Source organism: Thermotoga sp. (genome assembly GCF_021162145.1).
Lineage (GTDB): Bacteria > Thermotogota > Thermotogae > Thermotogales > Thermotogaceae > Thermotoga.
Window position 1 is genome coordinate 1 of sequence record NZ_JAGGZH010000061.1, and the last position, 2597, is coordinate 2597.

The 2597-nt window shown below is 41.1% G+C and carries 2 protein-coding genes and 1 pseudogene; all 3 read left to right on the forward strand.

The window, feature by feature from the left end; translation table 11 throughout:
• Positions 1 to 535 (forward strand): annotated as a pseudogene (locus J7K79_RS04340) (ABC transporter substrate-binding protein); the annotation flags it as partial.
• A 73-nt stretch (positions 536 to 608) separates the two neighbouring features.
• Positions 609 to 1616: an ABC transporter permease gene (locus tag J7K79_RS04345; RefSeq protein ID WP_296905545.1), complete on the forward strand. Its 1008-nt coding sequence runs from the start codon at positions 609 to 611 to the stop codon at positions 1614 to 1616.
• A 17-nt stretch (positions 1617 to 1633) separates the two neighbouring features.
• The gene (locus tag J7K79_RS04350) at positions 1634 to 2488 is read left to right on the forward strand and encodes an ABC transporter permease (RefSeq protein ID WP_296905547.1); all 855 of its coding nucleotides are present in this window, start codon (positions 1634 to 1636) and stop codon (positions 2486 to 2488) included.
• The last annotated feature ends 109 nt before the right edge of the window (positions 2489 to 2597 follow it).

Consider the following 2597-nt stretch of genomic DNA (forward strand, 5'->3'; position numbering starts at 1 on the left):
AACCAATCCTGCTCATCCAGGTTATAGAAATGCATTTGCGGCTGCACAGGCATGGAAGAAATTTGGTATCGATGTTACCGTTCAAACAACAGATGCACAAGCAACACTTGGCCAGAAAGGGCAATTTGAGGTTTCAACAGACTGGCCTGCAGCAGAGCCATGGGGTGGCCACCCGGATCTCTTCAGAGTGTTGGAACCATTCCATTCAAAATATCTTGTACCTGTAGGGGAAATTGCACCGTGGGGCAATTATGGAAGATGGAGCAGCCCTGAAATGGATAAAATTATAGACGAAATTCAAAAGACTGCGTGGGGAGATACCAAAAAGCTCATCGAGCTTGGAGTCGAAGGATTAAAACTCCTTGTCAAAGAAATGCCTGGTATACCAACCTTTAACTATCCAGGGGCCATAGCATGGGATGAGTATTACTGGACGAATTATCCAGGAGCGGAGAACATGTACTGTCAGCCGTACCATCACTGGCCAAACTTCAAGTACATGCTACCATTCCTGAAACCGACTGGAAGAAAATAAGATAGATACCCCCTAAAGAAAAGGCCGGGGGAGGGATGTTCCCCGGCCTTTTGAAAAAAGGAGGTCAAAAGCCTTGAATTTCATCAAGCGATACCTTCTTCCAAGATTGGTAACCTATTTCCTAGTAATTTGGGTTGGAATCACTATGATTTTTTTCATTCCTCGATTCCTTCCGACTGATCCTGTTCAGCAGTTCATAAACCGTCTTGTGGCACAGGGAACATACATGGATCCGAAGGCAATAAAAGAGATGACAGAAACTTTGAAGGAACTTTATGGATTAAAAGGGTCTCTGTGGGAACAATATGTTAATTTCTGGAAACGCCTTTTAAAAGGTGATTTTGGACCATCTTACTATCAATTCCCAACACCTGTGATTACCCTGATTAAACAATCACTTCCCTGGACCGCATGGCTTCTTTTGATAACAACTGTTCTTTCCTGGATCATCGGAAATATTCTTGGAGGTCTTGCAGGATATTTCTCGAACAGAAGATGGGTGAAGATTCTTGATACTATCGCTATGATCATAAGACCTATGCCTTATTATATTCTTGCCCTTGGTCTTTTGATGCTTCTGGCGTATATCTTTCCGATTTTCCCAATAGGTGGAGGTTTTGCCATAGGAATGCAGTTCACCTTCTCGTTGGAGAATCTTCTGATACTTTTGAAACACGCATTTTTGCCAGCTCTTTCTTTGATGCTCATAGGTATTTTCGTTTGGTTCCAAGCAATGAAACTTGTCGTTCAGAGCGTAAAATCTGAAGATTATGTGAAGTACGCAAAAATGGGAGGAGTAGAAGAAAGAAGAATTGTTCGAAAATATGTTATAAGAAACGCAATGCTTCCCCAAATAACAGGTCTTGCTCTGTCACTAGGTCAAATCTTTGGAGGAGCTCTGATTACAGAAATTGTGTTTTCATATCCTGGAATTGGAACGCTGCTTTACAATGCGATCTTTACAGGAGACTATAACCTTCTCATGGGAGTTAGCACTCTTTCCATTCTACTAATAACAACTAGCATTCTTATGATAGACCTTTTGTATCCACTATTTGATCCAAGAGTCAGATACAGATGATAAAAAGGAGTGAAAAAATGCAAGTTCTAAAGGATTTATTGAGAGATGCGCGATTCAGGTTTGGATTCATAGTTTTCGTGATTTTAGTGGGACTTTCTGTTTTATCTTTCTTTTCACCATACAATCCTTACCTCTGGAATCAAGTCCCAAGAGATCTACCACCTCAATGGCCCCACATTCTTGGCACTAATTCTATGGGACAAGATATCTTTTGGAAACTTACTTTTGCTGTTAGAAACTCTCTCATCATGTCTCTAATAGCTGGACTTGTTTCCAGAGTAATTGCTATTATCATAGGTATGATTGCAGGATACAAAGGTGGAACAACTGACAGAGTTCTTATGTTTCTCAGCGATTCTTTCCTTGTAATACCTCTTTTTATCATCATCGTCCTTGTTGCCACAATGGTGAGAGGCCGTCTCAGTCTTCCCATGTTGGGTTTGCTCCTTGGTATCTTCGGATGGGCATGGGATGCCAGAGTCATCAGATCCCAAGTTCTAAGTCTCAGAGAAAGAGATTTCACCTATACCGCTTTGCTTTCAGGCTCGAGTGCGTTTTCAATTGCTTTCAAGGAGTATCTGCCATTTCTGATTCCTTTGATCTTTGCTACCCTCATTGGTAACATGTCCTGGGCCATAGGAATGGAAATCACTCTGGCCATTTTAGGTGTTTCGAATTTGGATATACCAACACTTGGCACCATGCTCCAGTGGTCAATAAACTATCAGGCTCTTCTTTTGGGGTATTGGTGGTGGGTTTTGACACCGGTTGTAACATCCATATTCCTATTCATTGCACTCTACTTGATATCAATAAGTATTAGTGAGTATTTAGATCCGAGAATGAGAGTACAAAGAATAGGACAAGTATGAGGTGATAATAGTGGAAGTGTTGAGGACAGAGAGTTTGAAATCATACTATATTTTGGACATCTTTGGAAGGAAGAAAGTGATAAAGGCAGTGGATGATGTGAACATATCG